Source organism: Leptolyngbya sp. NIES-2104 (assembly GCF_001485215.1).
In the GTDB taxonomy this organism is placed as follows: domain Bacteria; phylum Cyanobacteriota; class Cyanobacteriia; order Leptolyngbyales; family Leptolyngbyaceae; genus Leptolyngbya.
Map to the genome: position 1 here is coordinate 3,498,867 of NZ_BBWW01000001.1, position 25,351 is coordinate 3,524,217.

At 48.5% G+C, this 25,351-nt stretch carries 27 protein-coding genes; 16 read left to right on the top strand and 11 right to left on the bottom strand.

Going from position 1 to position 25,351, the window contains the following annotated elements; translation table 11 throughout:
- The first annotated feature begins 111 nt into the window (after positions 1–111).
- Positions 112–1,500 carry a bifunctional UDP-N-acetylglucosamine diphosphorylase/glucosamine-1-phosphate N-acetyltransferase GlmU gene (gene glmU / locus NIES2104_RS16580; protein ID WP_058999399.1) on the top strand — a complete coding sequence of 463 codons (1,389 nt, stop codon included), beginning with the start codon at positions 112–114 and terminating at the stop codon, positions 1,498–1,500.
- 83 nt (positions 1,501–1,583) lie between these two features.
- Here glmU and NIES2104_RS16585 read toward each other — a convergent pair whose 3' ends face one another.
- Complete coding sequence (locus NIES2104_RS16585) at positions 1,584–2,126, bottom strand: response regulator (RefSeq protein ID WP_058999400.1); 543 nt, start codon at positions 2,124–2,126, stop codon at positions 1,584–1,586.
- 295 nt (positions 2,127–2,421) lie between these two features.
- On the opposite strand from NIES2104_RS16585, the gene lipA reads away from it, so the two are divergent.
- From lipA to NIES2104_RS16605, 4 genes are all read left to right on the top strand, one after another.
- Positions 2,422–3,348 (top strand): lipoyl synthase, encoded by a 927-nt coding sequence (lipA, locus tag NIES2104_RS16590; protein ID WP_058999401.1) that lies wholly within the window; start codon positions 2,422–2,424, stop codon positions 3,346–3,348.
- 566 nt (positions 3,349–3,914) lie between these two features.
- Entirely contained in the window at positions 3,915–4,910 is a 996-nt protein-coding gene (locus NIES2104_RS32425; protein ID WP_192843600.1) for a PEP-CTERM sorting domain-containing protein, read from the top strand.
- A 149-nt stretch (positions 4,911–5,059) separates the two neighbouring features.
- Complete coding sequence (locus tag NIES2104_RS16600) at positions 5,060–6,190, top strand: glycosyltransferase (RefSeq protein WP_058999403.1); 1,131 nt, start codon at positions 5,060–5,062, stop codon at positions 6,188–6,190.
- Between the two features lie 99 nt (positions 6,191–6,289).
- On the top strand, positions 6,290–6,985 hold the full coding sequence (locus NIES2104_RS16605; protein WP_058999404.1) for a hypothetical protein: 696 nt from the start codon (positions 6,290–6,292) through the stop codon (positions 6,983–6,985).
- Here the strand turns inward: NIES2104_RS16605 and NIES2104_RS16610 are convergent.
- Positions 6,982–7,560, bottom strand: a complete 579-nt coding sequence (locus NIES2104_RS16610; RefSeq protein WP_058999405.1) for an Npun_F5749 family FMN-dependent PPOX-type flavoprotein — start codon at positions 7,558–7,560, stop codon at positions 6,982–6,984. The genes NIES2104_RS16605 and NIES2104_RS16610 overlap by 4 nt on opposite strands.
- A 57-nt stretch (positions 7,561–7,617) precedes the next feature.
- Between NIES2104_RS16610 and NIES2104_RS16615 the strand changes: the two genes are divergently transcribed.
- Positions 7,618–8,322, top strand: coding sequence for a triacylglycerol lipase (locus tag NIES2104_RS16615; RefSeq protein WP_058999406.1), 705 nt, complete (start codon positions 7,618–7,620; stop codon positions 8,320–8,322).
- 50 nt (positions 8,323–8,372) lie between these two features.
- On the opposite strand, the gene NIES2104_RS31860 is transcribed toward NIES2104_RS16615, so the two are convergent.
- The 4 genes from NIES2104_RS31860 to NIES2104_RS33825 form a co-directional block, all read right to left on the bottom strand.
- On the bottom strand, positions 8,373–9,176 hold the full coding sequence (locus NIES2104_RS31860; protein ID WP_156426978.1) for a hypothetical protein: 804 nt from the start codon (positions 9,174–9,176) through the stop codon (positions 8,373–8,375).
- A gap of 177 nt (positions 9,177–9,353) precedes the next feature.
- On the bottom strand, positions 9,354–9,866 hold the full coding sequence (locus NIES2104_RS16630; protein ID WP_058999409.1) for a L,D-transpeptidase: 513 nt from the start codon (positions 9,864–9,866) through the stop codon (positions 9,354–9,356).
- Positions 9,867–10,031: 165 nt separating this feature from the next.
- On the bottom strand, positions 10,032–10,298 hold the full coding sequence (locus NIES2104_RS30895; RefSeq protein ID WP_072218084.1) for a hypothetical protein: 267 nt from the start codon (positions 10,296–10,298) through the stop codon (positions 10,032–10,034).
- A complete protein-coding gene (locus NIES2104_RS33825) occupies positions 10,246–10,539 on the bottom strand; it encodes a BrnT family toxin (protein WP_058999410.1) in 294 nt (97 codons plus the stop codon). The genes NIES2104_RS30895 and NIES2104_RS33825 overlap by 53 nt, the downstream gene beginning before the upstream one ends.
- A 131-nt stretch (positions 10,540–10,670) precedes the next feature.
- On the opposite strand from NIES2104_RS33825, the gene NIES2104_RS16640 reads away from it, so the two are divergent.
- The 6 genes from NIES2104_RS16640 to NIES2104_RS16665 all read left to right on the top strand — a co-directional run bounded on the left by NIES2104_RS16640 (position 10,671) and on the right by NIES2104_RS16665 (position 15,767).
- Entirely contained in the window at positions 10,671–10,964 is a 294-nt protein-coding gene (locus NIES2104_RS16640; protein ID WP_058999411.1) for a DUF2470 domain-containing protein, read from the top strand.
- A 91-nt stretch (positions 10,965–11,055) separates the two neighbouring features.
- Positions 11,056–12,159: a glycosyltransferase family 4 protein gene (locus NIES2104_RS16645; RefSeq protein ID WP_058999412.1), complete on the top strand. Its 1,104-nt coding sequence runs from the start codon at positions 11,056–11,058 to the stop codon at positions 12,157–12,159.
- A 76-nt stretch (positions 12,160–12,235) separates the two neighbouring features.
- Positions 12,236–13,252: a formamidase gene (locus NIES2104_RS16650; protein ID WP_058999413.1), complete on the top strand. Its 1,017-nt coding sequence runs from the start codon at positions 12,236–12,238 to the stop codon at positions 13,250–13,252.
- A gap of 4 nt (positions 13,253–13,256) precedes the next feature.
- Entirely contained in the window at positions 13,257–13,940 is a 684-nt protein-coding gene (locus NIES2104_RS16655; RefSeq protein WP_058999414.1) for a cysteine hydrolase family protein, read from the top strand.
- Positions 13,941–14,014: 74 nt separating this feature from the next.
- Positions 14,015–15,217, top strand: a complete 1,203-nt coding sequence (locus NIES2104_RS16660; RefSeq protein ID WP_059001820.1) for a BMP family ABC transporter substrate-binding protein — start codon at positions 14,015–14,017, stop codon at positions 15,215–15,217.
- A gap of 49 nt (positions 15,218–15,266) precedes the next feature.
- The gene (locus tag NIES2104_RS16665) at positions 15,267–15,767 is read left to right on the top strand and encodes a sensor histidine kinase KdpD (protein ID WP_082690015.1); all 501 of its coding nucleotides are present in this window, start codon (positions 15,267–15,269) and stop codon (positions 15,765–15,767) included.
- 15 nt (positions 15,768–15,782) lie between these two features.
- Here the strand turns inward: NIES2104_RS16665 and NIES2104_RS31315 are convergent.
- A protein-coding gene (locus NIES2104_RS31315; RefSeq protein WP_370561195.1) for an IS5 family transposase occupies positions 15,783–16,636 on the bottom strand; the annotation gives its coding sequence in 2 pieces (ribosomal slippage) (positions 15,783–16,259 and positions 16,262–16,636; 852 coding nt in all).
- 108 nt (positions 16,637–16,744) lie between these two features.
- Here NIES2104_RS31315 and NIES2104_RS16680 point away from each other — a divergent pair.
- Both NIES2104_RS16680 and NIES2104_RS16685 read left to right on the top strand, forming a co-directional pair.
- Entirely contained in the window at positions 16,745–17,059 is a 315-nt protein-coding gene (locus NIES2104_RS16680) for a hypothetical protein (protein ID WP_156426979.1), read from the top strand.
- Positions 17,060–17,062: 3 nt separating this feature from the next.
- Positions 17,063–18,676, top strand: coding sequence for a serine/threonine-protein kinase (locus NIES2104_RS16685; protein ID WP_058999419.1), 1,614 nt, complete (start codon positions 17,063–17,065; stop codon positions 18,674–18,676).
- Here the strand turns inward: NIES2104_RS16685 and NIES2104_RS16690 are convergent.
- On the bottom strand, positions 18,673–20,355 hold the full coding sequence (locus NIES2104_RS16690) for a serine/threonine-protein kinase (RefSeq protein WP_058999420.1): 1,683 nt from the start codon (positions 20,353–20,355) through the stop codon (positions 18,673–18,675). The two genes, NIES2104_RS16685 and NIES2104_RS16690, sit on opposite strands and share 4 nt — an antisense overlap.
- Before the next feature lie 141 nt (positions 20,356–20,496).
- A complete protein-coding gene (locus NIES2104_RS16695; RefSeq protein WP_058999421.1) occupies positions 20,497–20,793 on the bottom strand; it encodes a WGxxGxxG family protein in 297 nt (98 codons plus the stop codon).
- Between the two features lie 260 nt (positions 20,794–21,053).
- Here NIES2104_RS16695 and hemE point away from each other — a divergent pair, with 260 nt between their 5' ends.
- Together hemE and NIES2104_RS16705 are read left to right on the top strand one after the other, a co-directional pair.
- Positions 21,054–22,118, top strand: a complete 1,065-nt coding sequence (gene hemE / locus NIES2104_RS16700) for a uroporphyrinogen decarboxylase (protein WP_058999422.1) — start codon at positions 21,054–21,056, stop codon at positions 22,116–22,118.
- 116 nt (positions 22,119–22,234) lie between these two features.
- Positions 22,235–23,176 (top strand): NAD(P)-dependent oxidoreductase, encoded by a 942-nt coding sequence (locus NIES2104_RS16705; RefSeq protein WP_058999423.1) that lies wholly within the window; start codon positions 22,235–22,237, stop codon positions 23,174–23,176.
- Here the strand turns inward: NIES2104_RS16705 and NIES2104_RS16710 are convergent, their stop codons facing one another.
- Both NIES2104_RS16710 and NIES2104_RS16715 read right to left on the bottom strand, forming a co-directional pair.
- Positions 23,177–23,866, bottom strand: coding sequence for a ParB N-terminal domain-containing protein (locus tag NIES2104_RS16710; protein ID WP_058999424.1), 690 nt, complete (start codon positions 23,864–23,866; stop codon positions 23,177–23,179).
- Positions 23,863–25,236, bottom strand: coding sequence for an AAA family ATPase (locus NIES2104_RS16715; RefSeq protein ID WP_058999425.1), 1,374 nt, complete (start codon positions 25,234–25,236; stop codon positions 23,863–23,865). Before NIES2104_RS16715 ends, NIES2104_RS16710 begins: the two co-directional genes overlap by 4 nt.
- Between the last annotated feature and the right edge of the window lie 115 nt (positions 25,237–25,351).

Here is a 25,351-nt window from a genome sequence, read left to right on the forward strand (position 1 = left end):
TACTATTAGATCTCGATAAAAATAAAAAAGCTCCGGTGGAAGTCGGCTAAGAGATGAAGGAAGAAACCGACTCACGGTATACTCCCTCTCGTATTGAGAAATGAAAAAGCTATGGTAGCGGTGGCAATTCTGGCGGCAGGTCGTGGAACGCGGATGAAATCGGATTTACCCAAGGTGTTGCATCCGTTGGGCAGTCGATCGCTCATTGAACGAGTTCTAAACAGTACAAGCGCGATGCCTCTGGCGCACGGGGACGTGTTCGCTCCGTCTCGACGATTGGTGATTGTCGGCTACCAATCTCATTTAGTTCGAGAAGCGTTAGCGAACTATCCCGCAGAAATCGAATTTGTCGAACAAACCGAGCAATTAGGCACCGGACACGCGATCCAGCAGTTGATTCCGTCGCTTGAGAATTTCGATGACGACCTGATTGTATTGAATGGCGATTTACCGCTGATCCGTTCTGAAACGTTGGCGCTTTTGTTGGAAACGCATCGATCGAAAAAGAATGCAGCGACATTATTAGCGGCTCACATTCCCGATCCAACCGGATACGGGCGGGTTTTTTGCGATGAAAATCAGATTCTGACGGAAATTGTTGAAGATCGCGATTGCACGATCAACCAAAAACAAAATCGCCGCATTAACGCTGGAGCCTACTGTTTTCGCTGGAAAGATCTGGTTCAAGTCCTGCCCAAACTGACCTCGAATAACGATCAGAAAGAGTATTACATCACCGATGCGATTAACTTCTTTGATGCGGTGACAGTCGTAGATGTGCCGGATTATCAGGAAGTTTTAGGAATTAACGATCGCGCTCAACTCGCACAAGCCTATTCAGTTTTGCAAAACCGGATTCGCGATCGCTGGATGAAAGCAGGAGTCACGATTATCGATCCGGCGAGTGTCACGATCGACGATACGGTCGAACTCGAAGCAAATGTGACGATCGAACCTCAAACGCATTTACGCGGCAATACGATCATCAAAGCTGGAAGCCGAATTGGTCCCGGTAGCCTGATTGAAGATAGCCAGATTGGAGAAAATGTAACCGTCCTGTTTTCAGTCGTGACAGGTAGCGTGATTCACAACGATGCTCAGATCGGACCCTACTCGCATCTCAGAGCACCCGTTGAGATTGGTGCGGGTTGCCGAGTCGGGAACTTTGTGGAACTGAAAAATACGACGTTAGGAGAGCGGACAAATGCGGCTCACTTGTCGTACTTGGGGAATGCCACGATCGGGAAGCGCGTCAATATCGGAGCCGGAACAATTACGGTGAATTACGACGGCGTCAAGAAGCATCCGACAACGATCGGCGATCGTACTAAAATTGGCTCGAATAATTGCTTGGTGGCACCGATTACAATCGGCGAAGATGTCACCACTGCCGCAGGCTCGACGATTACCGAAAACTTACCAAATGATTGTTTAGCGATCGCTCGTGCCCGTCAGGTGGTCAAACCCGGATGGCGCAGAAAGGAAACCCCAGAGTCCTAGCGTGATGAATTGCTGAAATTTTTCAAGCAAAAGCGCTACAAGAAACGTTCTTCCTGTAGCGCTCTTTCGCTTCAAACTGATACTTACTTCAGCTTCTGCTTCACAAACGTCAACAACTGCCCCATTTGTTTCTTCAGACCATCAATCTCCGCCTGCATCTTCACAATCTTCTGATTCAGCGCTTGAATTTCCGCCGCATCCGCTGAAACCGTCGCCGCTGGAGTCGGAGGTACGATCGCTGCTGGACGACGTTTCGCCTTGGTCATCGCCAACTTGATTGCATCAATCAAGCCCTTCTGGTCAAACGGCTTTTGCACAAACTCGAAATATTCAAACGGCTCTTGCAGCTTCTCCGCAACTTCCTCTTTGCGCCCGGACATCAGCACCAAAGGAATCGTTTGCAGTTCAGTACTGCTCTGAATCTGCTGATACACTTCCCAACCGCTCATTCGGGGTAACAAGAAATCCAGCATAATCAGCGTCGGACGTTCCTGCCGAATCAAATTGATTCCCTGTAGACCATCCTTCGCTTCCAACACTTCAAAATTGCCTTTCGGCAACATATCGCGCACCATGTTCCGAATCACGGCGCTATCATCGATAACTATGACTTTGTGACTTGCCACAATTGAACTCCTCTAGGGTGATCTGCAAAATCGCAATGAATCGGGTAGGACTCGCCGGAAAACGATGCGACAGAAACAACTGCGCTCCTGACCGAATCTTTTCAATAGGAAAACGGATTGTCGCGTCGCAATCTCGTGATAAATGTTACTCGATATGAGCAAAACACGGACAGCTTTCGCACTCCACTCCAGTCAGTCTCTCTGCCTATAATGAGTTTGGATAAAGAAACTTCATACTTTCTGCTCCCGACTTGCGACAATCTTCATCGAACTGACCCTTAGCATTCCCCCGTTTATGTCCTCTCAAACTGATCGATCGGCACTTTCTGACCGTCGCGCCCTGATTCAATCGATGCCTGACTGGTTGCGGCGCTCGATGGGGAATGCCAGTGAAATTTCCACAGTGCAACAAATCATCAAACAGCGGCAGATTCACACAATTTGTGAAGAAGGACGCTGCCCAAATCGGGGAGAATGTTACGCCCAAAAGACAGCAACCTTTTTGCTAATGGGTCCAACCTGTACGCGATCGTGCGCTTTCTGCCAAGTCGATAAAGGTCATGCCCCGATGCCACTCGATGCCGACGAACCGCAAAAAGTCGCTGAATCGGTACAACTTCTCGGATTAAAATACGTCGTTTTAACTTCGGTAGCGCGGGATGATTTAGCCGATCAAGGAGCCGGATGGTTTGCCGAAACGATGCGACAAATTCGGGTCATGAATCCGGGAACGCAAATTGAAGTCTTAACTCCGGATTTCTGGGGCGGACGGCAAGACGGATTTTCGCCCCAAGAATTACAACAGCAGCGGATTGCCACGATCGTGAATGAAAAACCTGCTTGCTATAACCACAATATTGAGACGGTGAAACGGTTACAGGCTCCGGTACGACGCGGGGCAAAATACGATCGAACCCTCCAAGTCTTGCAAACCGTCAAAGCACTCAATCCAACCATTCCCACTAAATCCGGTTTGATGTTGGGGCATGGTGAAACCGAAGACGAAGTGATCGAAACGCTGAAAGATTTGAGAACCGTCGAATGCGATCGCGTCACGCTTGGTCAGTATATGCGCCCTTCTCTCGAACATTTGCCCGTTCAGAAGTATTGGCATCCTGACGAATTCGAGCGGTTGGGAACGATCGCGAAAGAATTGGGATTTTCTCATGTGCGATCGGCTCCTTTGGTTCGTAGCTCCTATCACGCAGGTGAGGAAACCTGAACAACGCAACCAATCCCTACCATTGGACAGATGTGATAGATCCTCATCAAAATTAATTTAGGGGTAACTAGAACTTCACGAAGGCAGGATCAGTAGGGTGCAGGGTGTAGCCAAGTGAGTTCTTAGTAATTAAAAGTAGGTATTGCCGTCAGTATTTGCAGCCTCACGCAGTTTTTTGCACCATGTAGGAACTCGATCGCATCTTGCAAGAAATCGCACCATTTGTAGAATGAGGAAGCTGTGAAAGCGCAATCGCTCTTCTTGCAGTGACAGCACGCATGGGTCAAAAGACCCATAGGTTCAGCGTGCTGGTTCTAATTAGCTACTCAGATTTGACTCAGATAGTTCGAGCGACATAATTCCCGCGAAGCCATCTGATCCCTCGTAGGATCGATGCTTATTTTGCATAAAAAATTTACGCTGAGCGGAAAGTAAAGTCGCGCTCCTCATAGCTGCCCTTGGCGAAGTCAGCTTACAGCAGTGAGCGCCAGGGCGTTGTTTATATAGTCCTTTCGCAGAGTCAGCTTTAGATGGTGCCAGAAGAAAGTCCTACTTCAAGGAAGTGTGTGAGGAGACAGCCTCAGTTCCGCTGTGCTCCTGTGGAGAACCTGAAAGAATCATCGCGTCGGCATCGTGGTAGCACGATCGCTCTCACGCTCTCACTTGGTTGGTTGACGAGCAGTTTGGCACTTCCAGTGCGGGCGGCGGATTTGTCGATCGGCAATGAAGGGGTGCGAGTGAATCGGGATGCCACCCTCGAATCTGAGTTCGTGGAGTCACACGGCGCTTACCAATCAACATTTGGAGTGATCAACCTAACGACCAAGGAGAAGACACCACTCCTGATCGAAACGAGACCCTCGGATAGTCCCGATACGATTTTCCGTCCATCTACCAAAATCGACGACGCTGGCACACAGCTAGACTTCCCCGGAACGCCCGGAAACGCGGTTCCTCAAACCGCAAACCGATACACGTTCCGCCCGAATAACGATTATGTGTTCTATTTAGAGTCCTCATTTAACGGTAGACCGACGGGTATTTTATATTCAACCGATCGCTTGAATCCCAACGCAGAACAGCACGTCCGCTTTACAGGCAACATTAATGCCTTGTGCCAAACCGGAGGAATGCAGATCGGCTGGGACGACACCGGATCGAGAATCGTCCGCAATCGTCCAGCCCAAGACCGCGATTTCGATGACTTTACTGTGCGCTTGCGCGATACCGCTTGTCCAATCGGACAGGGTGAACCGCCGCCAGTCGTCTCACCGATTTCACCCGGAACGCCGATCGGTCAAGTTCCCGTTGCGCCCATTGCTGGAGGAACGACGGGTGGCGGATTCTTGCTGCCTCTGGTGGCGGTTGCTGGCTTAACTGGATTAGGGTTTGCGATCGCGGGCGGTGATGATGGCGGTGGCGGCAGTGGTGGCGGCGGTGGCGGTGGTACGCCTCCTGAAGTCATTCCTGAACCGATGACCATTCTTGGATCAAGTGCAGCCGTTGGATTCGCGACCTTGATGCAGCGCCGCAGGGCAAAGAAGAAAAAGAAAAAAGACTAATTTTCTGTTCAATTGCAGATGCCTCTTCTCGATAGAAGAGGCATTTTTTTTCTCGGAACTCCGATCGCGCAATATCATGTCCAAGATAGAAGTCAGTCCCAGTGATGGTTTGAAAAGCTGGGGGAATGTTCGCGGTAGGTTAAAGCAGAATGTTTTGGGTTGAAATAGTGTTGGTGATCCTGATTCTGGGATCAATTGCGTTTTATTTGGCGTGTGCTTGGTTTACTTATCAGTTTTTTTCAGAACCTCAATTCAGTCACCCATCTCATCAAGAGCCTGTCTCGATCTTGGTTCCGATCTGTGGATTGGACGAGGGCGCGATCGAAAATTGGTCTTCTCTATGTACGCAAACCTATTCCGAATACGAAGTGTTATTTGGTGTTGTTGATCCGGAAGATCCAGCAGTTCCAGTTCTGCATCAATTACAGGCGCAGTTTCCCGATCGCGTTCAGGTTTTCGTCGGGCTTCCTCCGCGTGGGATTAATCACAAAGACAGTACCCTCAGCTATCTATTAGAGAAAAATAAGTACGAGACTTTGATTTTCGTAGATAGTGATATTCGAGTTCAGCCCGATTACATTCAAACCGTCACCGCGCCACTCGATCGTGTCGATGTGGTCACCTGTGCTTACATCGCGCACAATCCTCAGTTTTTCACTTCAGCGGTAGCATCGTTGGGACGGTGCTGTGATTTTATTCCGAGTGCTTTGATCGCACGGACAATCGATCGAGGATTACAGTTTGCGATCGGAGTCACGATCGCGGTTCGTAAAACAACTTTGATGAACTTCGGCGGGCTACAGCTCAATCGAATTGGCTCCGACCACAATTTAGGAAAACGAGCCGCAAAAGCAGGTTATAAAGTCGAACTTTCACACTTAGTTCTAGAATCGGATACCGGGAGAGAAACTCTTAACGAACTATTTCAGCGAGAATTGCGATGGTCGCGAACGATTCGGTTTAACAAAGGTAGCATTTATTACACAATGATCTTTTGTTACGGAACTGTATTCTGTCTTCCGTTGCTGTTAATTTCTAATTTTTCAGCTTGGGCGATCGCGCTTTCATCCGTAACGTATGTGATTCGTTATACTCAATCTTTCATTGCAGTATTTAGTATGAATAGTCCTGCACTATTGCGCTGGGTATGGGCGTTACCGTTTCGAGATTTCTTGAGTTTCATCATTTGGACGATCGGGAGTGTGGGACGAAGCGCTTATTGGAGAGGGCGAAAACTCCGAATTGAAGGCGATGGAATTATTCAACAAGTAGACGCTTAAAAGCACTCTTGAAGCTTTCATCAAGAAACGGGAAAACCTAACAATTGCGCGATCGCTCTGTGCTAAAAATTAAGCCATGTCCCAGGTAGGAAAAGTGCAATGTTTGGCTTAACGAAGTCGCGTACGATCGTTCTTGGCGTGTCTGGAGTCGTGTTAGCAGGTGTTCTGAGTCCGCTAGCGAATCGAGTGATCGCGCAGGTTGCCCCGCCCCCTATCGATCCTATTTCAGCTCCGTCTGCGCTCCCCGTGACCCCAGACGTGGTTCCGGCTGGTCGGATCATTCCGAGTCCGATCCCGATTCCGGTCAGACCTTCTGTGATCACTCCTACTCCAAGACCCGCATTACCTACGATTCGTCGTTCAATTCGACGAATTCCGATCGATCCGGTTCCGATGCCCGGAGAGCGGGGTCAACCCTTGCCAGCACTACCTGCTACTCCAGATCTCCGTACCATGCCTGGATCAGGAGCGGCATTGAATAGCGGCATTTCTGGCAGAATTACCCTAACTCCGATTTGTTCGATATCCGCTCCGGCTGCGTCTTGTGCGCCACGTCCTTACACTGGGTTCATCAAGATTTCAACTGCTGGACGAGATCGAGTGATTCGTCTCTATGCGGGTGAAGGCGGCGCGTTCCAACTCCGATTAGCGCCAGGGCAATATGTGATCGAGCCAGAAGGGTCAAATTTCCCGATCGGAACTCGGCAACCGTTTACCGTCGTGAGTAGCGTGATGCGGCAGATGGAATTCAACTTCCAAGGAACGCCCTCGACCGCAGCAGCACCTTTCCCTTAAGGATTCACTTCTTCAACCGTCCAGCCGTTTTCGTTGAGATGGTATTGATGGCGATTCTGCGGGTCGCCTCGGAGTTCTAAATGATCCACGTCGGTTGGATCGAGAAGGAGTAGACAGAACTGCGGGAGTGGATCAGTCTGACCTGGTGCAGGTGGCGAAAAGGTTTCACTCGCTGCACGAGGTTGTCCGGGATGCTCCCAAGCAAACTGAAGTTGGGCACTATCTGAAAGTTCTTGCCAAATGAGTTGGCGTGCTTTTTGCAGCTTCTCATCGGGATTCGTGTGATCGATTAGGCTTAATTTTCCTGCAAACCGAAACTGTTCGCGTGTATTTGGAAAATACCAACAAAGTTCAGCCCAGGGACAATGCTCGATTTGTTTGGGTTTTTCGCTGCGATCGTCGGTCACGAATTTAAGCTGATTGGTGTCTTCGAGAAAGCCGCGAAACACGATCGTACGATTAGCAGGTTTTCCATCGGGTCGGACGGTGGCGAGTTGAGCATATCGAGCATAAGGCAGCGATCGATTGCGATGAAGGGCACCTGAGAGAATCGATCGCCAGGGAGCAAGAGACATAAGCGAAACTGTGAAATACTTTAAGATCCTATATGAACTGTTTCGTTTCTTCGAGTTATGGCACTGCCGACTGTAATTTTGCCGGGGTATCTTGCAGGCGCGATCGACTATCGCGACATGCAGCAAACCTTGATTGATCTTGGAATTCCAGCGGTGACAGTGCCGTTAGTGAGACGGGACTGGTTGCCAACGTTGGGCGGTCGATCGGTATTGCCGATTTTAGAAGCACTCGATCGAACAGTGCAGCAAGTTCGGCAGACTTACAACACAGAAAAAGTTAATTTAGTTGGACATTCGGCAGGAGGGTGGATCTCACGGATTTATCTTGGTGAAAAAGCTTACGACGTGCATGGGATTGTAGATAACCGGACTTACGCTTGGCAAGCTCACCAGTATGTTTCAACTTTGTGCACGCTCGGAACGCCGCAAACAAGCTACGAGCGGTGGACGCTGAAGAATTTGAACTTTGTGAATTTCACTTATCCCGGTGCGTTTTATCCCAGCGTTCGATATGTTTGTGTCGCTGGAAAATCTGTGTTCGGAGCGCGTCGGTTAGGAAGCTGGTTAGCGTATAGCAGCTATCAATTGACAGGCGGACGAGGAGATGTTTGGGGCGATGGAATTACGCCGATCGAAGCGGCTCACTTAGAAGGAGCAGAAAATTTAGTGTATGAAGGAGTTTGGCATTCACCGCGATCGCCTGGAGGGAAATGGTACGGCACGGCTGAAATTGCCAAACAATGGGCAACACATTTGAATTGACGCAAAAAAGAGGGATGTTCAACGCATCCCTCTTCGCTGTTTAGGTCAGGTTACCAGAGCGCACGAACGCCACCGGGAGTGCCACTACCGCCGTCAGTGTTAGATGGCGTGGTGGTTGAGTCAGGAGTTGTTGAGTCAGGAGTTGTTGTGGATGGGGTTGTGTTTTGCTCTGGTGTTGTAGTTGAAGGAATTGTTGAATCGGGTGTAGTCGTCCCTGGTGTGGTCGTTGAACCGGGAGTCGATGTACCCGGTGTTGTGGTTGAATCAGGGGTCGTCGTACCCGGTGTGGTCGAAGGGATGGTTGAATCGGGTGTGATCGTACCCGGTGTGGTTTGAGTCGATGAACCTGGTGTGCTAGTGGGCGAACTTTGCGTCGATCCCGATGAAGGTTCAGTCGGAACGGCAACATCACCGGAAGAAGGTGTGCTGGTGGGCGATGTTGGACTCGTGGTTTCAGGAGTAACCGTTGGGCTGCTCGGAGTTGGGGAAGTTTGTGCGGTTGCTCCAGAAGTTGAATCCGTTGAGCTACTAGGAGTTGCACTGCTTGGAGAAATCAGCGAGGAATCTGACGAAACCGAGGCAGCCCGATTGTAGGGAGCTTCGTTGAAAATGCTTGGATTTGGATTAACTTTTGCCAGTGAAGGTGTAGAGTTGCGGGGAGTGCTGCTCGATGGAGTACTCATTGGCATCGAGCTATCTGGAGTTGCTTGCGCCAGGGTTCGATTGTAGGGTGCTTCGCTAAAAATACTGGGATTGGGGTTTAGCGGCGATTGTGCCATTGCAGGTAGAGTGAGCAACGATCCAAAGCCTGTGACCACGATCGTACCTGCAAATTTCTTAATCTTTCCGTTCATCGGTCTCTCCCTTGTTTGAATATTGACAAGTCCGGTTTGCGATTGAAACCCACCGAATGGGCGGAAGCGAGAATCCGATTTGGACTCACCACCACAGGTTGCAGTGTAGGAATTGTTGATCCCGAAAATGCTCCCTCTGTGGTTCGATTTGTTTGTAGGCGAAATTTCCTAAACCGTTTAATTTTTGACGATAACTTCTGTCCCTAGGCTGACTTTGCCAAACAGTTCTTCGACATCGCGGTTGTACATCCGAATACAGCCATGTGATGCCGCAGTGCCGACGGATTCTGGGTTTGGTGTGCCGTGAAAGCCGATCCAGTTCTTGCCGTCTGTCCAAAAGCCAATCCAGTAGCGTCCCAGTGGATTTTCGGGATCACCGCCGGGAACTTTGGAGCCGTTGAGTGGGTGAATCCATTCGGGGTCGCGAATTTTCTGCTTGATGGTGAAGTTACCAGTCGGAGTTTCCCATCCAGGTTTACCAACTGCGATCGCGTAACTTTTGACTTTGCGATCGCCTTGATAGATATTCACTCGTCGCTGTTTGAGCCGGATTTCCAATCTTAAAGGTTGTGCGGTCGGCTGAGATTCTCGTACAGGTTCAGCGACAGGATTAGAAAAACTGGGTTGAGGACTGAAGAACGTTGCACAGGTTAGTAAGATTCCTACACACCAGACTGTTTTTCGCTGCATCGGTTGTCAGGACAAAACTACACCCAAGACGAAACCAGATTGTGAAAGGTCGGTTCATCTGTCGAAAGTGAGAAGTTCGATCGCGCTAGTTGTTAGTCAGGTAGTCGCCTCCTCCAGTAGTAAGAAATAGCACCGTTTAATTTTGCGATCGCTTCACTATGAAGATTAAGCCTTGTGAGCACTTGCATAAATTCGCAATGCCGCCGCCATCCTTCTTTCGCAGTCTTCACCCTGGCTCCGGAACCATGCCAAAGTATCAGCATCAATCTCAACTAATACATTTAGCGAGTTAGCGGGCTTCCACCATCGAGATTTTTTGAAAAGCTCTTCAGTAATTGGAGGAATGTCAGAGGTATCAATTTCTTGTTCTGTGAGTGAATCAACTTTCTCCCAATTCGTTTCTGAGATATTGCTCGTAGAGTTTTCGCTCATAGGGTAAAGCTTTGCGAAGGGAAATAATTCTAATGGTGTCTTCATCGGGTTCGGTAAAGACTATCACTATGATACGTCCATCCAACATTCCTAGACCAATCCATCGCTCCTCTTCGTAATCTTGACGTTCATCTAAAGTGATCCGAAGTGGGGAATTGAAGATCCGAGGAGCGTCGGCAAAATCGAGTTGATGCTTTGCTAAGTTTGATTTGTTCTTCTCGTGATTCCACTCGAACTTCATACGATTTAGAGAGATTTATCTGTTCGTAGTATCTCATCAACCCGTAAAGCTTAGAAAGATTAGCGACGATCGCAGTCGTTTTCTCCGAATCAGATTGCGATATCATCGGAATCAGTGCAAAGGAGAAAGTTATGTCTGAATCCGTCAGTGAAGCCTTTTCGCCTGCGGTCAGCGATCGTATTTGTAATCACATGAACAAAGATCATAGTGATTCGGTGCTGGTGTACGCACAGTATTTTGGCAAAGTGAAGGATGCAACGGCTGCTGAAATGAAGTCGATCGATGAAAAAGGCATGGAATTGTTAGCACAGGTGAACGAAGAAACCGTTCCCCTGCGTGTGGAGTTCGATCGCACTTTGAAAGATGCTAAAGAAGCGCATATTATTCTCGTGGAAATGCTGAAGCGCGTTCGACCGAGTGACTAATTGTGCGATCAGGCTTTTATTTTGGGCATTTAAAAAGAGGGTAATCTGATGCTCTTCTGGGCGGACTGCGGTTCGCCCTTTTTCCTGATTTATGCCCCATACCAATCACGTTTTCGTTTTTCTTCAAGTCTTTTCCTGTGAAGGCGGGATTCAGTCTTACGTCAAAGACATTTTGCAAGCTTATTCGCAATTGGATTTGAGTGCGGATGTGTTTTTGCTGCGGGATGATGCGACGGTCGAGAATTCGCTTGTTTCTGAGCGATTTCGGTTCCACTACTACAAAGCGAAATCGCCGATCGTGGGACGCATGAAGTTCGCGATCGCGCTTTTCGCCCATCTCCTGACGCATCGCCCAGAGCGGGTCTTCTGCGGTCATATTCTGCTGGCTCCGTTGATTGAAGCTCTGTGTAAACCGTTGGGAATTCCTTATACCGTGCTGACTTACGGTAAAGAAGTTTGGGAGCCGTTACCAAATCGGAAGCAGAAAGCGTTGCAGAATGCCGATCGCATTTGGGCGATTAGTCGGTATTCTTGCGATCGGGCTTGTGCAGCGAATGGAATTGCACACGACAAAGCTGATTTTCTCTTTTGTGCAGTTGATGGAGCAGTTTTTCGACCTCAAACAAAAGATCTAGAACTCTTGCAGAACTATCAGCTTGAGAATTGCAAAGTGCTGATGACTGTGGCTCGTTTATGGTCGGGTGATCCTTACAAAGGAGTCGATGTGACGATTCGAGCCTTGCCGCAAATTCTGAAAGTCTTCCCGGATGTGAAATATTTAGTGATTGGGCGGGGAGATGATCAGCCGAGACTTGCAAAACTGGCGGAAGAATTGGGAGTGAGCGATCGAGTCGTCTTTGCTGGATTTGTCGCGACTGATGCACTGCCGAAACATTACTGTCTGGCGGATGCGTATGTGATGCCGTCACAAGAAGGCTTTGGAATTGTTTATCTTGAGGCGATGGCTTGCGGGGTTCCGGTGCTGTCAGGGGATGCGGATGGATCGGCTGATCCGCTGCAAGATGGGCGATTGGGGTGGCAAGTTCCGCATCGTGATCCGGATAAAGTTGCGATCGCTTGCATCGAAATGCTCAAAGGTGAAGATCAACGCTGTGACGGGAAATGGTTACGTCAAAAGAGCCTTGCAATTTTTGATAAACCTGCGTTTGTAGAGCGCTTGAAGCAACTTTTGTAGACTCGTATCACAAAGCACGAATTGCCCTCGAAAAAGTGTGATAAAGCTGACACACAATCATTCTAGAGGGCGGATCATGAGTGGGTTGGGTGGATTAAACAAGACTCCGAATGGCGTTGTTTTGGGGATGATGCAGTTACAGCTTCCGAATGTTGTAACGTCCGATGATTTAGCAGCGCAAACCGATCGCATTTGTCAGATGGTCGGCAAGGCGCGGCGAAATATGCCCACGATGGATTTAGTCGTATTCCCAGAGTATTCACTGCATGGATTGTCGATGGATACCAATCCAGACATCATGTGCCGCTTGGATGGCAAAGAAGTGCAAGCCTTTCAGAAAGCGTGTCGTGACCATCACATCTGGGGATGTTTTTCGATTATGGAATACAACCCCCACGGCAATCCCTACAATAGCGGCATCATCATTGATGACACAGGCAAACTCAAACTGTATTACCGCAAACTGCACCCTTGGGTTCCGGTGGAACCTTGGGAGCCTGGAAACTTAGGGATTCCGGTGTGTGAAGGTCCGAATGGAAGCACGATCGCTCTTGTCATTTGTCACGATGGTATGTTCCCCGAAATGGCGCGTGAATGTGCTTACAAAGGGGCAGAGATTATGATTCGCACAGCGGGCTATACGGCTCCAATTCGTCATTCCTGGCAAATTACGAATCAAGCGAATGCGTTCTGTAATCTGATGTACACGGCTTCAGTTTGTATGTGTGGTTCAGATGGCACGTTTGATTCAATGGGCGAAGGAATGTTTGTGAATTTTGATGGAATGCCGCTGGTGATGGGAAGTCACCGACCCGATGAAATCATCACCGCCGAACTGCGACCGGATTTAGTGCGGGAGGCTCGGAAGCATTGGAGTGTTGAAAACAATATTTATCAATTTGGACATCGAGGATATGTTGCAGTCAAAGGTGGGGCGCAAGATTGTCCTTACACTTACATGCAAGATTTGGTGAATGAGAGTTATCGATTGCCTTGGGAAGACGAAGTAATTTACACCGATGGAACTTCTTGCGGATTTGATGCGCCCACTCGATCGTATCGTGGTGAAGTGCCAACTGTAACTGGAGCGTAATCGAATGTTCGTCAAGGCTGACCCGTATCCGTATCCGTTCAACGGCGATCTGCGTCCTGAAAATACAGCGCTGATCATCATTGATATGCAAACGGACTTTTGCGGTAAAGGTGGATATGTAGACAAAATGGGCTATGACTTATCGCTCACTCGTGCGCCGATCGAGCCGATTCGTCAAGTGATGAATGTCATGCGATCGCTGAACTTCCACATCATCCATACCCGCGAAGGACATCGCCCGGATTTGTCAGATTTGCCAGAAAACAAACGTTGGCGATCGCAGCAAATCGGAGCCGGAATCGGTGATCTAGGACCTTGTGGGCGAATTCTTGTGCGCGGTGAACCCGGATGGGAAATTATTCCTGAACTTGCGCCTTTACCTGGAGAAGTGATCATCGATAAACCTGGAAAAGGATCGTTTTACGCAACAGATTTAGATTTGATTTTGAACCGCAAAGGAATTCAGAATTTGATCCTCACGGGAATTACGACCGATGTTTGTGTCCATACAACAATGAGAGATGCAAACGATCGCGGTTATGAATGTTTGTTGCTGTCTGATTGTACAGGTGCAACCGATTATGGTAACTATCTTGCCGCCTTGAACATGATCAAAATGCAAGGAGGCGTATTTGGGTCAGTGAGTGACTCGATCGAACTAATTACTGCGCTCAAATCGGGATTGTGATAGACAATACAAATCGATCGAAGAAAACAGACTTCAATCGATCGCATTTAATTCAATTTCTGAAGGAACCAGCGATGAGTAAGAATGACCCGCACCGTTCACGAGTTTCCCGCCGTCAAGTGATTCGGGGGCTACTCGCAACCGGAGCATTTGGCGCAACCTCGAAACTATGGACAGGATGCACTCCTGCGACGAACACCACAACCGCTTCAGGAGGCAGTCCAGCGGCAAGTCCGGCATCTGCGAAAGAGCTTGTCATGGGCTTTATCTATGTCGGACCCAAAGATGACTTTGGCTATAACCAGGCGCATTTTCAAGGCAAAGAAGGCTTGAAAGGTCTGAACGTTAAAACGGTTGACCAAGCAAGCGTTCCTGAAACGACTGAAGTTCAGGAAGCGATGCGGAACATGATCGAGCAGGACAAAGCCACCGTTCTGTTTCCCACCTCATTCGGCTACTTTGATCCGCACATTCTGAAGCTGGCAGCCGATTTTCCGGATGTGCAATTCTTCCACTGTGGCGCTATGTACGACGCAGCAAAACACCCAAAAAATGTCGGAAGCTACTTCGGCTACATTGACGAAGCCCAGTACGTGGCGGGTGTCGTTGCAGGTCATATGAGCAAGTCCGGCAAGCTGGGATTTGTGGCAGCAAAACCGATTCCACAAGTGCTTCGGAACATCAATAGTTTCACTTTGGGCGCAAGAAGCATTAAGCCGAACATTACGACTCAGGTGATTTTCACCGGAGATTGGTCGCTTCCGGTGAAAGAAGCTGAGGCAACCAATAGCTTAGTTGACCAAGGCGCAGACGTGATTACCTGCCATGTGGACAGTCCGAAAGTTGTGATGGAAACCGCAGAAAAACGGGGTGTGTTCTCGTCGGGCTATCACGCGAATCAAGCATCACTGGCACCAAAAGGATATCTGACCGGAGCCGAGTGGGATTGGACGAAGGTGTATACCGAATATGCCAAGATGATCCAAGAAGGTAAAACGCTGATGAATGGTGGAATTCCACATTTGCTCAGAGGTGGATACAAAGATGGATTCGTGAAGATTTCACCGTTTGGTCCGGCAGTCACGGCTGAGGCGAAGAAGTCGGCGGATAACATTGTCGCGCAGATGCAGACTGGATCGCTTGTCGTCTACAAAGGTGGACTGAAGGACAATACTGGAAAGACGGTTGTTCCAGACGGAAAAGATTTCGGGGCAACCGCGATCGAGCTTGAATCGATGAACTGGCTGGTCGAAGGTGTGGTCGGTAAAACCGCCTAGAAGTTCACTGCCACCGCTACACTCGTAAACGTGGTTAGCGGTGGCAACGATGAACGTAGTGGATTTAATCGCTGGATTAAGTATTGGTTTTGTGGGTGGCTGGTTTCTCAATCGGAAAAAACCAGACCCGTCGCTTGAGTTAGCGTATCGATCGCTACTCGAACAGGCGCAATTCAAAGCGGGATTTTTAGCGCGAACTTCTCATGAACTGCGATCGCCTTTAAACGGGATGATCGGCGCACATCAATTGATTCTTGCAGACTTGTGTGAATCACCCGAAGAAGAGCGCGAATTTATCGAGCAAGCAAATCAGTCAGCTTTGAAAATGGTGAAGCTGCTCGATGAAGTAATCAATGTTTCCAAAGCCCAATACGGTACGGGTAAATTAGACGTAAAAGCGGTTTCCGTTTCTGATGTGTTTGACAATGTGTTTTCTATGACACATCTATTAGCAGAAAACCGCAATTTACCGTTTCAGATTGTGTTGCCGGAACCGGATTTAGAAGTGATATGCGATCGCACATCGCTAGGGCGTATCTGCAAAGTCTAAATGTAAGGTAGTGCTTCATTTGAGCCAAATCAGAATTGCTGCGATTGTCAACATTGCTAGATAGTTCTCTGCGCGTTTTTCATACCGTGTTGCTACCCGTCGAGCTTGCTTGAGTCGATTGATCAAGCGCTCAATCCGGTTGCGCTCACGGTAGAGTCCCCGATTGAAACGCGGTCGGCGCTTGGCGTTCTTGCGCTTGGGAATCACTGGAGTCGTGTGCTGACGACGCAGCGATCGCCGAATCGAATCCGCATCATAGCCTTTGTCGCCAACGAGATAACGCGGACGTTGCTTCGGTCTGCCGCGTCCTTTGCGCTTGATGCGGGGTGCTGCTTCGTTGAGTTTGTCAAAGCCCTTGACATCGTGGCTTTGTCCCGGCAAGATGACAAACTGCATCGGTTTACCCAGTCCTTCCGCCTGAATCTGAATCTTGGTGCTGAAGCCGCCTTTGGATCGCCCCAGTGCTTCTTGTTCTTGCAGTTGTTCGGTCGTTAAACGCGGTTGTTCTGGGTTTTGATCCCCCTTTTTGCGCCCGCTGCATGTTGGTGGGCGCGAACTATCGTGCTATCGACGAAATGCACTTCCCAATCAATTTGGTGCGCTGCGTCTGCTGTGTGTTGCAATTGATTCAAGATCTGCTGCCACACCCCTTGGGCACGCCACCGATAGAAGCGGCTCGACACCGTACCGCGTGAACCATACCGCTCTGGTAAGTCTGACCACGGTGCGCCCGTCCGGTGTATCCACAAGATGCCATTGAGAACTTGGCGATGGTCATTGGCAGGTCTGCCTGTGGGCGCGGGTTGCGGCAGTAACGGTTGCAGTTTCTGCCATTGTGCGTCGCTTAAATCCCCTCGGTGCTGTGCCATTGTTCCCAACTCATCTGTTTCCAGACGTTAGAGTGCCCAGCACTGCTCGAAGATGCACGCTAGATTTAGGGTCGCTCTACAGTTTGCAGATACGCCCTAGAACAAGTTTTGATTAGTTTGATTAGCGGTGCGATCGGCACCATGCAGGATGGAACGCTGAAACTTTCTGCACAAGCGGATTCTAACTCTGTCTATATTGATTTAGAAGACGAACGCCCGATCGAGGTTTGGCGAGACGCGATCGACTTATTGAAAAAAGATGCTCCACCTGATTTGGAGCCACCGTCATTGGGATTTAGCTTATTACTGAATCAGAGCTTAATGGAGTTGATGAACGGTCGGTTAGAATTCGTGAAGATGCCCATCGGATCAGAGGAAACAATCACTCAAATTCGGTGTACGCTCCCTCGAAGTGCAAGTTGATTTATGGATTCTCTCATTGGTACAACGCTCTCAAACGGCAAGTACACCCTAGAAGAAGAAATCGGTCAGGGTGGATTTGGTGTGACTTACAAAGCAATTCACCATTTTCTTGATCAAACAGTGGTGATCAAAACGCTGAATGAATCGCTGAAATCAGAGCGAAATTTCTCCGATCTTCAGCGCAAATTTCAGGATGAAGCCCGCCGTCTTGCTTCCTGTGTGCATCCAAATATTGTGCGCGTCAGTGACTTCTTTATCGAGCACGATCGCGCTTATATGGTGATGGATTACATTCCAGGTAAGACGTTGGACGATCTGGTGTTTCCCGATCGACCTATGCCCGAAGCGGTTGCCATTCACTACATTCGACAAATCGGCTCCGCGCTTCAAGTGGTTCACCGCAATGGATTACTGCATCGAGACATCAAACCGCAAAATATTATTCTGCATGAGAAAACACAAGAAGCAATCCTAATCGATTTTGGAATTGCACGAGAATTTACACCGAATTCAACCCAAACGCACACACAAATGATGTCCGTCGGATATGCCCCGATCGAGCAGTATTTCGCTCAAGAAAAACGCAGTCCCGCAAGTGATGTTTACGGACTAGCCGCAACACTTTACGCATTAGTTACAGCAACCGTTCCCACCGCATCGATTCTACGCGATCACGAACGGATGCCAGAACCGCGAGAATTAGCACCGTCGATCAGTCCGGGAGTGAATCAGGCAATTCTTCGAGGAATGGCAATGCAGGCGATTCATCGTCCTTCGTCGATCGGGGAATGGCTTGCCCTTTTACCCGAAGGTTCGCCATCCTTCCAAATGACACAACCCCCGAAAGCATCGACTAAGACTGCTGAAACGGTTGTGTTCGCTCCCAAACCCGAACCGACTAAGCCCGGATTGCGGGCGATTTGGTTACTCGCGGCATTATCTGGATTAACTTTAACCGGAGTTGCGATCGCGATTCTCTGGCTCCAATCTCGTCAATCTCCTCAACCCGCCATCACGCTGAATTCTCCTAGCCCGCTCCCCTCTCTGCCACCTGAACCTTCTCCGTCGCCCAGTCCATCCCCGATTCAGAGCGCGTCCCCCCGTCCGAAGCCGAGTCCGTCTGTGACTCCATCTCCAACACCGCAACCGATTCCCGTTGATCCGTCGCTGCCCTCTCCGGATCTGCCAAAAGTCGTGACTCGATCGACCAGTCGTATTCCCGGATTCGCAGTTGGCACACCAGAACAAGAAGTCAGAGCCGCACTCGGTGATCCTGTTCGATCGGGTGCAGGCTATTGGCAGAATACGCGCAGTGTCTTATATGAGCCTGTACCCGATCGTATTAGTCTGGGCTATCTCTACGATCAATCCACAAACCAAATTCGTCAGACTGAGGCTTCGTTTGCTCAATCGATCGATGATTTAACGCTGCAAGTCACAGTGAATGGAATGTTAGGCAGTCGGGCGACTCCAGACGTGATCGAAGGATTAAAGCAAGTTTATCGACGAGAACGCGATCGCTATTCTTTTCAACAAGGCAACCTCAAAGGCGTGATCGAACGCAACAATCAAGACCGCATCTATGTTGGGGTTTGGGAAGCAGACTTACATGATTAGAACTTGAGTTGACCCCGATGAATCACACCAGATGTACCGCAAACATCAGTCGTGTACCAATCGCCTTTCAAGTCGTAGACATTGATATTTCTCTTTTCTCGGACTGAACAGAGAATCGCTCCATTCGGGGATACTCTCACATTCGAGGGCGGATTAAATACCGTTGCAACTCCGGCTTTTGAGATGGAATCGTTTGAAGCTGCGCCTTGAGGAGATTTTGCACCACAGATTCGCTCTAGCATCTTCTCAGTTGCGGGAGATTGAGGACGATTCACCTGGTTTTCTGGAAAGCTTGTCCACGTTCCACTGGCGCAATCGGTTTGAGCCTGAACGCGATCGGCATTGAGATAGTAAATAAAGCGAATCAAAGACGGGTTACTCGCATCGATCGAACAAGTATCCAGCGTTAGTGTTTGCGCTCTCAAAGTTGTTCCGGTCTGCAATCTGCAAGCTTGATCGATCGGCGGCTCGACAGGTTTCGCTGGCTGTTCGGGTGGTTTTGCAGGTTGCTGAGGAACGGGTGCAGGCGCGGAAGTTGTCGGCTCTTTGGGTGCAGGAGAGGGATCAACCGGAGACGATTTAGGAGATGCGATCGTATTCTTGATAGGGGAAGTTGATGCGATCGGGGTTGGAGTCGGTCGCATCGTGAAATAAGCCAAAAGTCCCGCAATCCCCGCAAGAGAAGCCGCTCCCATTCCAATGATTGCCCATTGCCACGTCCACGGCGATCGCGTCACCACAGAAGCTTGAGTGGAGGGAGTCGGAGCGCTCGGAACGGTCTGAGATGAATCGATTCGGAACTCAGACGCAATCACGGTTGAAGGAGGAACCGCACCCGACGATAACGCCATTGCCATATCTTGTGCGGCTGCAAATCGCTGATTTGCGTAGGGTTGAATGGCTCGATCGAGCACTGCGGCAAAATCAGGACTAAGATTCGGCACATATTGCTGCCAGAGAACCTTTCCAGTCATTGGATCATTGTCTAATTGCTGCGGCTGTCTTCCCGTGAGTAGATAGATTGCGGTTAGTCCCAAACTATACAAGTCACTCGAAAAGACTGGACGACCTGCCATCTGTTCTGAGGACATATAGCCCGGTGTGCCGATGACGATCGATTGACTTTGCCCCCCTTGAGAATTGAGCAAGGTACTCATCGTTTCTTTGACTGCACCGAAATCGATGAGAACAGGTTTGCGATCGAGTCGCCGCAAAATGATGTTATCGGGCTTGATATCGCGATGAACAATGCCTTGACGATGAATATCTGAAAGAAGCGGTAAAAGATCGAGTAACAGCGATCGAACTTCCGTTTCGCTCATCACCCCTTGTATCTCGACTCTCTGCGCTAAAGTTTCTCCCTCGACCCATTCTTCGACTAGGTAAAACTCGTCTCCCTCCTCGAAATAAGCATAGAGCCGAGGAATCTGCCGATGATGATCTCCCAAGCGTTCTAGAATCGCTGCCTCACGCTGAAACCGCTCTTTTACGAGTTGATGAATTTGTGGATTGTCGTGAATCGGCTTGAGTTGTTTGAGTACACATCTTCGAGCAGAAGGCATCTGAGTGTCTTCGACCAGAAACGTTTTACCAAAGCCGCCTTCTCCCAGAACGCCTAAAATTCGATAGCGATTGCTGACCAACTGAGACGGAGATCCACCGAAATTAGGAGTACCCATAGCTTCAACGTACTGAGAAATCAAAACAGGTGATGTTTCATTCTACAGCCCGACTCTCTTTCACTTCAGAAACTACCGCAAAAATAAACGGCATGAAAGGCTTCATCGCTCTCATGCCGTTGAATTTCTGAGTTAACCGAATTAATAGCGATCGCGGGTTCCCGATACATCTGCCGGATCACGATATGCAGTCGTTCCGGTTGTAGAGTACTCATCGCGCTTGCTCTTGCGTCCCAGCAAACCAAACAAGCCAAGCAAACCAAGCAATCCCCAGTAACCGTTGCGTCCTTCGTTGTTGTAGTCGTTATCGACTGCGGTCGTTCCCGTTCCAGTTGTGCCTGTTCCGGTTCCCGTTCCGGTTTGGCTCATTGCAGGTAGCGACATCGGAGCCAAAATCAAAGCAGACACCAGTGCGATCTTTGCAGCAAATTTAGTCATCGTTTTATCCTCTTTTGAAATGTTTGTGAACTCAACCTTGAACAGTTACACAATAGAAGTTCCAGAGGATTGCTTAATCCCACTAAAGCTTGAGACTTGTCTCTGTTAATAGAGCCATTCCGCAACGGCGAACACACTCCACTTGATAGAGGGAATATTTCAAAACCGTTACATTGATTGGGTTTGCGACGAGGAGCGATCCGCTCAGTGATAGGCTAGGAAACGGAGAAAACAAAAGGATTTATTAAGAGGCTTCTTGCATGACGGGTTCTTCGCAACTTCCACTTTTGTTACGGGCTGCACGGGGTGAAGTGTTGGAACGTCCCCCAGTTTGGATGATGCGACAGGCTGGTCGCTACATGAAAGCCTATCGAGATTTGCGCGATCGCTATCCATCATTCCGCGAACGCTCTGAAATTCCAGAAGTCGCGATCGAGGTGTCGCTGCAACCTTGGAGAGCATTTAGACCGGACGGTGTGATTTTGTTCTCGGATATCGTCACTCCCTTGCCAGGATTGGGCATCGAGATGGATATCGCAGAAGGAAAAGGTCCGATTATCGCTGATCCGATTCGCTCTCAGGCGCAAATCGATCGCCTTCATCCGCTGGTTCCTGAAGAGACGATGCCGTTTATCAAAACGATTTTGAAGTCTCTGCGCGAAGAAGTGAAGAACGAGGCAACCGTTCTCGGATTCGTGGGAGCACCTTGGACACTCGCGGCGTATGCGGTGGAAGGAAAAGGATCGAAAACCTATTCGATTATCAAGAATATGGCGTTTTCTGATCCAGCAATTTTGCATCAATTGTTGTCGAAGCTGGCAGATGCGATCGCGACTTATGCCTGTTATCAAATCGATTGCGGTGCTCAAGTGATCCAAATGTTCGATTCTTGGGCAGGACAACTCAGCCCCCAAGATTACGATACCTTTGCGCTGCCGTATCAACAGCAAGTGTTCCGCAAGATCAAACAGGTGCACCCTGAAACGCCGTTGATTCTGTTGGTCACTGGAAGCGCAGGACTGCTCGAACGCATGGCGAAAGCGGGCGCGGATATTTTAACGATCGATTGGACGGTCGATATGGCGGATGCACGGGCGCGACTTGGAAAAGAGGTAAAGGTGCAAGGGAATCTTGATCCGGGTGTGTTGTTTGGATCGAAGGACTTTATTCGCGATCGTATTCTTGACACGATTCGGAAAGCGGGCAACCGAGGACACATTTTAAACCTCGGACACGGCATTCTCCCGAATACCCCGGAGGAAAACGCGGCTCACTTCTTTGAGACGGCGAAACAGGTGGATCAACTGCTGACCGCCACTCGTTGATGAAAATTGCGGGATGAAGGGCAGTTAGGAGATCAGAAGTTGCAGAATCCGTTTATTCTGTTAATTCAAAGGGATTCCTCACACACGAATCATGTCCTTCATCCTTCATTCCCTCAATGACCAAGCGAATCTTTGTGACAGGTGCTAGTGGTTGCATTGGTCACTATCTTGTCGAAGCGCTCATTCAACAGACTCCGCATGAATTGTTTTTGCTCGTCCGAGATGCGAATAAGCTGAAAATCGATGTCACGGCTCGATCGGGCATTACGGTGATTCAGTCGGATATGAGTGAGATCGAGCAGCATCGAGAGTTGTTGAAGACGATCGATTGTGCAATCTTGGCGGCAACCGCTTGGGGTGGGGACAGCGTTCAATCGGTGAATGTGGATAAGAATTTGGAATTGCTCTCGATGCTGGATGCAGACCGGATCGAGCAGGTGATCTATTTTTCAACGGCTAGTATTCTCGATCGCCAAAATCAACTCCTTCCCGAAGCGATGGAGATCGGGAATGACTATCTGAAATCGAAGTATCTTTGCTGTGAAAAATTAGCGAATTTGGCGATCGCGCCCAAAATTACGAAACTATTCCCAACACTGGTAATCGGTGGTGGAGAACAATATCCTTACTCAGCGATCACGGCTGGAATTCCTGATGTGACGAAGTGGGCGAAACTGATTCGGCTGTTTCAAGCAGACGGCAGCTTTCACTTTATTCATGGACATGACATTGCTCAAGTGGTGCGGCATTTCGTCGATCGTCCGCCTGCTGAGAAAAATATTGTATTGGGGAATCCGAAGATCACGGTTAATCAAGCGATCGAAGAAGTGTGTGAGTATCTCGGAACGAAGCCGCTGATTGGAATTCCGCTCGTGTGGCTGGCAGATGTGATTATCTTTCTATTCCGGATTCAGGTCGGTGAATGGGATCGATTTGCTTTACGCTATCGGCATTTCACTCATTTGAATCCGGTCAGTCCAGCAACGTTTGGGATGGAGAATTATTGTTCAACGATGGAAGATGTGTTGAAACTCAGCGGCGTTCGGAAAAAGCCGTAATCAACTATCCTCAATCAAACTCAGTAGGCGTGTCTCGCTTAATCCTTTGACGCGCTTTCTCACATCAATGAGTGAAGTGAAGTCTCCGTTTTTGCGTTCGGATTCGATCGCAGAAATCACCTTTTCCGCAGTCTTGCCCGTTAATCCAATGCGCTTAAATCGAGAGGATAGCTCTCGAATCGGGGCTGTATTGAAAAAAATCAACGGTTCTAAAGGCTTTGGGAGATGTTCTTGAACTTCTCGAATGAGCGATTCTAGCTTTTTCTTTTCCTCAATATGCTTCTGATGAAGGTCACTGAATTGCTGTTCGATAAATTTCTCCAAATTCGCCGTTCGATCAGATGAATCGACAGGCGGAGTTACTGCGGAAGCCGTTTTAGGTTGGTTTCTGAGCAGTTTGATTTGGTCTAGAATCGCCTCTTCGTTTTCGGGCTGAACGACGATCGCATCAATCATTTCACCACGTCCTAGATCAATCTCACGGGCGCGAACTGCCGCGTAATATTCTAGATGTCCTTCAATGACTTCAAATTCACGTAGGCTCACTTGACGCACTACGATCGGATTAATCGTTCCTTCTGCTTCAAGAATTGCTTTTGCGGCTTGTTCGAGTACGTCTTGAGAAAAGTTTGATCGGGATTGATTGGATGTAATTTTTTTAACGGGAATCAGAGACGGATTTAAGCTCATACCATCATTCCTATTTTTTGCAAAACTTCAGTTGCAAGCGCATCGAACTCTTGAGCCGAGGGAGAATCAGGTTTAAAGTCAAAAACAGACTTTGGATCGGGAATTTCCTGGTCATCGATCGTATAACTCAGTTCAGCGCATTTCGCTAAATCTTCTCGCTCAGAAATCACGCTATCTAAAACATTGAAACCGTAGCGATTAATCGCTGCTTTTCGTTTAGGAAACGTGGATTGAAAGAATTTTGCGTTTGTTGAAATTTTACTCGGCAGTACTCCCAAAATCTCGATCGCAGGTTTGCCGACATATCGACGAAATGAATTTTGCTCTTTGATAAATGTACCTACATTTTGTAGTCCCTGATTAGCAAAAGGTTTGAGGTCAGAAGGAATGATTAGATAGTCACACGCAATTAGCGCGATCTTTGAGTAGAGATTCAGTGAGGGAGGAGTATCGATGATTACAACATCGTAGTCTGATTCAGCGGCTTTCAGCTTTTCTACCAATGTGCCTCTAGTAAAGTCCAGCCGCCCTAGTTCCACTTCTTTTTCCATCAGTTGAATGTGGGCTGGAATAACATGAATTGGCGGATCACAAAAATCTGCTTTTCTTGCAACCTCTGAAACTGAAAAAAGCTCTTCAGACTTTAAAAGATGATAAACGTAGCATGACTTTAGATTGTCAGATTCTTCGTCCTCAAACTTAATCAATCCAGCTGCAAACGTTGTGTTAGCTTGGCTATCTAAATCGATGATTAAAACTCGTTTTCCTCGTTTCCGAATCGCCGCTGCTAGATTGGTGACAGTCGTTGTTTTACCAACGCCGCCTTTGTTGTGATAAATCGCGATGACTTTCATTTCGTGTTTCCTACTTGCTTCTGAGTTCGCTCGATCGCTTGTGGTTTCTTCAGCCTGATTTTTCAGATTTTCCCGCCCGATTAGACTTCTTATTGTGTTTAATTCATTCTGAATCCCTCGACCTCTACATTGAAAAACCAGTTGAATTTTCTCCTGATTTCTCGCGTAAATTCTAATCTCCTTGCCATTGGTTAACAAGCCATATCTGATATTCAAACTGCTCAGATACCGACCCAATTTCCGGACGTGCAGATCCAAATTTTGCTTTGGACTTTTTGCCTCCATTGCCACGCTCAACGGTGAATTCGCATCTAATACAAATGGAATCACCTGTGCTGCAAACGCCAGAAAATCGAGCCGAATGCTTCCGACTGCCACTTCCTGATGCCAATCATTCGGACGATAGCCCAATGCAGGTAAAAGGTATTGCACAATCAATTTGCTTTCGACTTCGCTTTCGTTGCGGCACTGCTCCGGATCAAATTCTAACGGGGGATTTTCTTCAAACTCCTGCATTGCACTGCTCGACAACGGATTCGTAGTAATCGTGATAAATTCATTTTTAGATTAGTTCCGTACGATTACGTAAAATTCGCGATCGTGAAGTTTTCGCAGGGCATTTCAATTTGAT

Bases quoted from the DNA above. Each gene is read 5' to 3' on its own strand.
- glmU (WP_058999399.1), top strand. From the start codon at position 112: ATGGTAGCGGTGGCAATTCTGGCGGCAGGTCGTGGAACGCGGATGAAA.
- lipA (WP_058999401.1), top strand. From the start codon at position 2,422: ATGTCCTCTCAAACTGATCGATCGGCACTTTCTGACCGTCGCGCCCTG.
- NIES2104_RS16600 (WP_058999403.1), top strand. From the start codon at position 5,060: ATGTTTTGGGTTGAAATAGTGTTGGTGATCCTGATTCTGGGATCAATT.
- NIES2104_RS16605 (WP_058999404.1), top strand. From the start codon at position 6,290: ATGTTTGGCTTAACGAAGTCGCGTACGATCGTTCTTGGCGTGTCTGGA.
- NIES2104_RS16610 (WP_058999405.1), bottom strand. From the start codon at position 7,560: ATGTCTCTTGCTCCCTGGCGATCGATTCTCTCAGGTGCCCTTCATCGC.
- NIES2104_RS16615 (WP_058999406.1), top strand. From the start codon at position 7,618: ATGGCACTGCCGACTGTAATTTTGCCGGGGTATCTTGCAGGCGCGATC.
- NIES2104_RS31860 (WP_156426978.1), bottom strand. From the start codon at position 9,176: ATGAACGGAAAGATTAAGAAATTTGCAGGTACGATCGTGGTCACAGGC.
- NIES2104_RS16630 (WP_058999409.1), bottom strand. From the start codon at position 9,866: ATGCAGCGAAAAACAGTCTGGTGTGTAGGAATCTTACTAACCTGTGCA.
- NIES2104_RS30895 (WP_072218084.1), bottom strand. From the start codon at position 10,298: ATGAGCGAAAACTCTACGAGCAATATCTCAGAAACGAATTGGGAGAAA.
- NIES2104_RS33825 (WP_058999410.1), bottom strand. From the start codon at position 10,539: ATGAAGTTCGAGTGGAATCACGAGAAGAACAAATCAAACTTAGCAAAG.
- NIES2104_RS16640 (WP_058999411.1), top strand. From the start codon at position 10,671: ATGTCTGAATCCGTCAGTGAAGCCTTTTCGCCTGCGGTCAGCGATCGT.
- NIES2104_RS16645 (WP_058999412.1), top strand. From the start codon at position 11,056: ATGCCCCATACCAATCACGTTTTCGTTTTTCTTCAAGTCTTTTCCTGT.
- NIES2104_RS16650 (WP_058999413.1), top strand. From the start codon at position 12,236: ATGAGTGGGTTGGGTGGATTAAACAAGACTCCGAATGGCGTTGTTTTG.
- NIES2104_RS16655 (WP_058999414.1), top strand. From the start codon at position 13,257: ATGTTCGTCAAGGCTGACCCGTATCCGTATCCGTTCAACGGCGATCTG.
- NIES2104_RS16660 (WP_059001820.1), top strand. From the start codon at position 14,015: ATGAGTAAGAATGACCCGCACCGTTCACGAGTTTCCCGCCGTCAAGTG.
- NIES2104_RS16665 (WP_082690015.1), top strand. From the start codon at position 15,267: ATGAACGTAGTGGATTTAATCGCTGGATTAAGTATTGGTTTTGTGGGT.
- NIES2104_RS16685 (WP_058999419.1), top strand. From the start codon at position 17,063: ATGGATTCTCTCATTGGTACAACGCTCTCAAACGGCAAGTACACCCTA.
- NIES2104_RS16690 (WP_058999420.1), bottom strand. From the start codon at position 20,355: ATGGGTACTCCTAATTTCGGTGGATCTCCGTCTCAGTTGGTCAGCAAT.
- NIES2104_RS16695 (WP_058999421.1), bottom strand. From the start codon at position 20,793: ATGACTAAATTTGCTGCAAAGATCGCACTGGTGTCTGCTTTGATTTTG.
- hemE (WP_058999422.1), top strand. From the start codon at position 21,054: ATGACGGGTTCTTCGCAACTTCCACTTTTGTTACGGGCTGCACGGGGT.
- NIES2104_RS16705 (WP_058999423.1), top strand. From the start codon at position 22,235: ATGACCAAGCGAATCTTTGTGACAGGTGCTAGTGGTTGCATTGGTCAC.
- NIES2104_RS16710 (WP_058999424.1), bottom strand. From the start codon at position 23,866: ATGAGCTTAAATCCGTCTCTGATTCCCGTTAAAAAAATTACATCCAAT.
- NIES2104_RS16715 (WP_058999425.1), bottom strand. From the start codon at position 25,236: ATGCAGGAGTTTGAAGAAAATCCCCCGTTAGAATTTGATCCGGAGCAG.